This window comes from Evansella clarkii, assembly GCF_002019695.1.
In the GTDB taxonomy this organism is placed as follows: domain Bacteria; phylum Bacillota; class Bacilli; order Bacillales; family Salisediminibacteriaceae; genus Evansella; species Evansella clarkii.
On the sequence record NZ_MTIV01000024.1, the window covers coordinates 1 to 5,522 of the forward strand.

Consider the following 5,522-nt stretch of genomic DNA (forward strand, 5'->3'; position numbering starts at 1 on the left):
AAACTAACCATGTAAATAATGTCTAATGAAAAAGAGTAGCTATGAAATCCTTAGATAAACGGAGTTTTCGTAAGAAAACAAAAAGATTATAGAGGGAGTTTCGCTTAAGTACATATTTCACAAAACCGAAGAAAGCTGATATTCCTTAAATGGAAAATCAGCTTTTTATGTTCAACCTTTTTCGAAGTTACTGCGTGGTTGACGGTACTATTCAATAGAAAAATGATATTTTTAAAATAGCATATTGTGGAAGAATTCAAACAGAAAACCTTACAAATTTCACAATTGAATTACTCAAAAAGCTTAGAGATCTTTTTTTCTTTGAAATAACATTCAAATAATAATTTGATTATTTGATTGATATTCATTCAAATAGATATTAGAATGAAATTATAATAAAACGAATATTTGAACGAGGAGATAATAATATGAGTAAAAGTGGTAAACCATTACATGATACTTGTGAGATTTTCTGTTACGACGAAGATAAAGTAAATCGAGTTAGTTCAATTCTGGAACAAGAGGCGCTTGCTCCAGTTGCAAACATTTTTAAAGCCTTATCTGATCAAACTAGACTAAAAATTGCATATGCCTTAGTGCAAGAAGATGAATTATGTGTGTGCGATGTAGCCAATATCATAAATGCAACAATGGCAACGACTTCCCACCATTTACGCCATCTTCGTAATTTAGGGATTGCAAAAAGTAGAAAAGATGGGAAACTAGTTTTTTATTCTTTAGACGATGAACATGTCAAAATGCTTGTTACAACCGCAGTAATTCACGGAAAGGAGGTTGCTAATCGTGGGGGAGAGAAAATTAAATGAAGCTAATCAACATGTATACCGTGTTCAAGGATTTACTTGTGCGAATTGTGCTGGAAAGTTTGAAAGAAATGTAAAGGAAATTCCAGGAGTTGATGATGCAAAAGTAAATTTTGGGGCTTCAAAAATTTCTGTTTATGGGGATGCCGCGATTGATGAATTAGAAAAAGCTGGTGCATTTGAAAATCTCAAAGTTGTGCCTGAAAAATCTAGTCAATCATCTCAACAAACAGGTGATTATATTGAAAAAGAAAAAGAACCTTTTTATAAAAAGTATAGTACATTGCTTTATTCCGTATCATTTCTTGTTTTCGGATTTCTATCCTATTTTGTAAATGGTGAAGAAAATGTGGTAACTACTCTATTATTTTTAGCATCTATGTTAGTCGGTGGATTATCACTTTTTAAAGTAGGCTTTAAAAACCTATTACGCTTAGAATTCGATATGAAAACCTTAATGACGGTGGCTGTTATCGGTGGAGCCATTATTGGAGAATGGGGAGAAGTTGCGATTGTTGTTATTCTTTTTGCTTTGAGCGAAGAGCTGGAACGTTTTTCAATGGATAGAGCAAGAAATTCAATTCGTTCTCTAATGAATATTGCACCAAAAGAAGCTCTCGTTAAGCGTAACGGCCAAAAATTAACAGTTAATGTAAATGATATTGCTGTTGGAGATATTATGATTGTAAAACCAGGTCAGAAAATTGCGATGGATGGTGTAGTCGTTAGTGGCTATTCTGCGGTTAATCAAGCAGCTATTACAGGTGAATCTGTCCCAGTAGAGAAAAAGATTGATGACGAAGTATTTGCTGGTACGTTAAACGAAGAAGGCATGCTAGAGGTCAAAATCACTAAATTAGTAGAGGATACTACTATTTCAAAAATTATTCACCTTGTTGAAGAAGCACAAGGTGAACGTGCTCCATCACAAGCATTTGTTGATAAGTTTGCAAAGTATTACACACCAATAATCATGGTAGTTGCAGCATTAGTTGCTGTTTTACCTCCTTTATTTTTTGGCGGAAATTGGGAAACTTGGGTTTATCAAGGGTTAGCTGTCTTAGTTGTTGGTTGTCCGTGTGCGTTAGTTATTTCAACTCCAATCTCAATTGTTTCCGCTATTGGAAATGCAGCTAAAAAGGGGGTTTTAGTAAAGGGCGGGGTATATCTCGAAGAAATCGGTTCCTTAAAAGCGATAGCCTTTGATAAAACTGGAACTTTAACAAAAGGTATTCCTGTTGTTACGGATTATAATGTTCTTGGATCTCAAACAAACGACAAAGAATTATTATCAATCATTACAGCTTTAGAGTATCGTTCGCAACACCCTCTTGCATCAGCAATCATGAAAAAAGCCGAGATAGAGAATGTCAATTATTCAGACGTTCAAGTGGAAGATTTCTCCTCCATTACAGGAAAGGGAATTAGAGGGAAAGTAAACGGGATTACTTACTATATTGGTAGTCCAAAACTTTTTAAAGAATTACCTTATGCACATTTAAACACTGAATTAGAAGACAAAATTAGAACTTTACAAAATCAAGGTAAGACAGCAATGGTTGTCGGAACTAAAACTGAAATCTTAGCTGTGATTGCCGTTGCAGATGAGGTTCGAGAATCAAGTAAAGAAGTTATTCGAAAGTTATACAGAGCAGGAATCAAAGAAACTGTTATGCTTACAGGCGATAACCAAGGGACAGCCAATGCTATTGGTAATTATGTAGGTGTATCAAATATTCAAGCAGAACTAATGCCAGAAGAAAAATTAAACTTTATTAAACAATTGAGAGAGAAATACAGTAAAGTAGCAATGGTTGGTGACGGTGTAAATGATGCACCTGCTCTAGCAGCATCAACAGTAGGTATTGCAATGGGCGGAGCTGGAACCGATACAGCTTTGGAAACAGCAGACGTTGCTTTGATGGGAGATGATTTAAGAAAACTTCCATTCACTGTAAAGTTAAGCCGTAAGGCTCTTAATATTATCAAGGCTAATATTACTTTTGCTATTGCTATAAAATTCATAGCTTTATTGTTGGTCATCCCTGGATGGTTGACACTGTGGATTGCTATCCTTTCAGATATGGGAGCAACCCTTCTAGTAGCATTAAATGGTTTGCGGCTTATGCGTGTCAAAGAAGACGAATAAAAATAAGGACTTTCCAAACAGGAAAGTCCTTATTTAAAGAAAATGTTGGACAGGAGTTGGAAAAATAATGGGGACAACCTTAACTGCAGTTGCCGTTTATGTAGCTACGGGCATTGATTACCTTATTCTTCTTATTGTCTTATTTTCACAAACGAAAAAAGGACAATTAAAACACATTGTTATCGGACAATATTTGGGGACGGCAATCATTATTACGGTTAGTTTTTTTGCTGCTTACGGTGTTGCCAACTTCGTTCCTCAGCAATGGATGGTGGGCTTCCTTGGACTGTTACCCATTTATTTAGGCATAAAAGTATGGTCCAAGGGAGATGAAGATGAGGGTAGCAATGTCTTATCCATTTTATCTTCAAATCGTTTTAATCAACTATTTTTAACGGTAACATTTATTGTATTAGCTTCAAGCGCAGATGATTTTTCTGTTTATGTCCCTTACTTCACCACGTTAAATTCAAGTGAAATCCCCATTGTTATTATTGTCTTCTTCATTATGGTGGGTGTCTTATGCTATATCAGTTATCGTTTAGCGTCTGTAAATTATATTTCGGAAAAAATAGAAAAATATGAACGATGGCTTGTACCTATCGTATTCATCGGTTTAGGGGTTTATATTATGTTTGAAAATGGCACATTTAACGATCTATTAGCACTATTTCAATAAGTTTAGGAGAAATACGGAAAAACAACAACGTGATTTAATGCGCAGTACAACCATACTACGCATTGAAACGACATCTATTTGTGCTAACTTTGAGAAACAATTACTTACGCTAACGGGTGGGGTCCGACAAGTTTTGTTATAAGCGCTACACGGCGTGAAATACAAGGAATTCAATAGAATTCTAACTTTATAACCGAAGGTAGGAATGATGTAACCATGTATGCTGAAACTACCTCGTCAACACTTCTGCGTGCGCCATGATTGACAGATCATCGGGGTTCGAAGGTCAGATAGATTCGGCAGAACGAAGGCTAAAGCCATTCCGGTGGAAAAGGTATGCCAACGGATATGTCGCACGGCTGAAAAACTGAATACGGTGAGTATGGTTCCCATGGGACGGAACTGACAAACAACTGAATGTACGGGTCTAAAGTTAGAACATGCGGAAACGTATGTACCATCTAACGATGGTGTGAGTGGAGTAGAGTAAGACTCTACCCTATGAAACACGTCATACCGAACAACGACGGTATCCAGCTCACAGGCTCAGAGGAATCACCTAAGTTTAGAACGGAAAGCTAGGTTATAAGGTACTTGGAAAGCGAGAAACGCTGCTTCATGAACTGTCATTCTAAGCGTTTGCTATAAGGTTTAAACCGAAAAGCATTTATTCTCGCGAGGGTAGGGGCACGACTTATGAACCTCCTGTAATGGGAGTGGAAGAACAGCCCCAAGTCTAACTGAATGAATGATTATTTTCCAAACGTGAATTGCGCCGATCGAGTAAGAACGTGGGAACATCTCCTCCATTAGGAGGGATGCCACAGTGCAAACTCTGCGATACTGGGACTACTACGGCTTGACGGATATTTTTACGGGTTTACATGATAGATCAAAAAACCAGGAAACAGTGTGGCATGTTAATACTGTTGTAATGGGGATTCAAAATTACTATTCACACGTGACAAACATTTCAAAAAATCTTAGTGAGTTAACCTATCGTCTTAACAAGACATTATATAATCGTTTAAAGTGCCTTCGAACAGAAGCAGAGTTCTCTGACATGACAAAATCCTTACAAAAACGCTACAGGGGATACAAGTCACAATACTATAAAATAAAAGAGATGGTTTTTGTCCCCATTTATGCCCAACGACATAAATCGAGCTTGTGCTTCTCTCAAGAAACCTGTAACTATACCTCAAAGGGAAGAGAGAAAATACACAATAGCTTAAAAGCGATTAACAGAAACGTACTCAGTTATGTCATGAAAAATTTTATTCTAGGTCGTACTATTGAGTATAACGATAACCGCATTAGTAAATTCATTGCCCAATACGGGAAATGTGCCATTTTAGGAACGGAATTAGGTAAAAATGACTGGCACTGTCATCATATAACTCCATATCATCTCTCAAAAGATCATAGATTTTCAAATTTGATAGTGCTCCATGAAGCCGTTCATCGACTTGTGCATATAAAGGATGAACATAAAATAAAGGACTTATTAAATGTCTTAAATCTTAATGAAAAGCAAATACAAAAACTCAATGAACTAAGAGAACAATGCAAAAATGATTTAATCAGCGCCTGAAATAAAATACGCTTCATTACTACATAGAATTGAATGAATTGGATTAGTTGGAACGCCGTATGAGGTGAAAGCTTCATGTACGGTGTGAACAGGGGGAAAAGGGAGCAATAACTTCAAACCCTTTACCTATCTGTATCAAGAGGCTGTTGCTGCTCTTGTTCCTCTCGTTGTGGTGCTAACGGGGAGCATTCCTGTAATTAAAGAATTTGGAGTTTGATAGAAAAAGAGCCCTCTTGGTATGATACGAGGTGTCCAAAGCTTTGCGCGCAAAAGGAC

4 protein-coding genes are annotated in these 5,522 nt (G+C 36.7%); all 4 read left to right on the forward strand.

Annotation, left to right across the window (positions count from 1 at the left end):
- Nucleotides 1–428: 428 nt before the first annotated feature.
- The 4 genes from BK582_RS26315 (at nt 429) to BK582_RS26330 (ending at nt 5,246) form a co-directional block, all read left to right on the forward strand.
- Nucleotides 429–827, forward strand: coding sequence for an ArsR/SmtB family transcription factor (locus tag BK582_RS26315; protein ID WP_078598712.1), 399 nt, complete (start codon nt 429–431; stop codon nt 825–827).
- Nucleotides 805–2,973 carry a heavy metal translocating P-type ATPase gene (locus tag BK582_RS26320; protein WP_078598713.1) on the forward strand — a complete coding sequence of 723 codons (2,169 nt, stop codon included), beginning with the start codon at nt 805–807 and terminating at the stop codon, nt 2,971–2,973. Before BK582_RS26315 ends, BK582_RS26320 begins: the two co-directional genes overlap by 23 nt.
- 64 nt (nt 2,974–3,037) lie before the next feature.
- Nucleotides 3,038–3,652: a CadD family cadmium resistance transporter gene (locus BK582_RS26325; protein ID WP_078598714.1), complete on the forward strand. Its 615-nt coding sequence runs from the start codon at nt 3,038–3,040 to the stop codon at nt 3,650–3,652.
- Nucleotides 3,653–4,478: 826 nt separating this feature from the next.
- Nucleotides 4,479–5,246 (forward strand): HNH endonuclease signature motif containing protein, encoded by a 768-nt coding sequence (locus BK582_RS26330; protein ID WP_244895519.1) that lies wholly within the window; start codon nt 4,479–4,481, stop codon nt 5,244–5,246.
- Nucleotides 5,247–5,522: the final 276 nt, after the last annotated feature.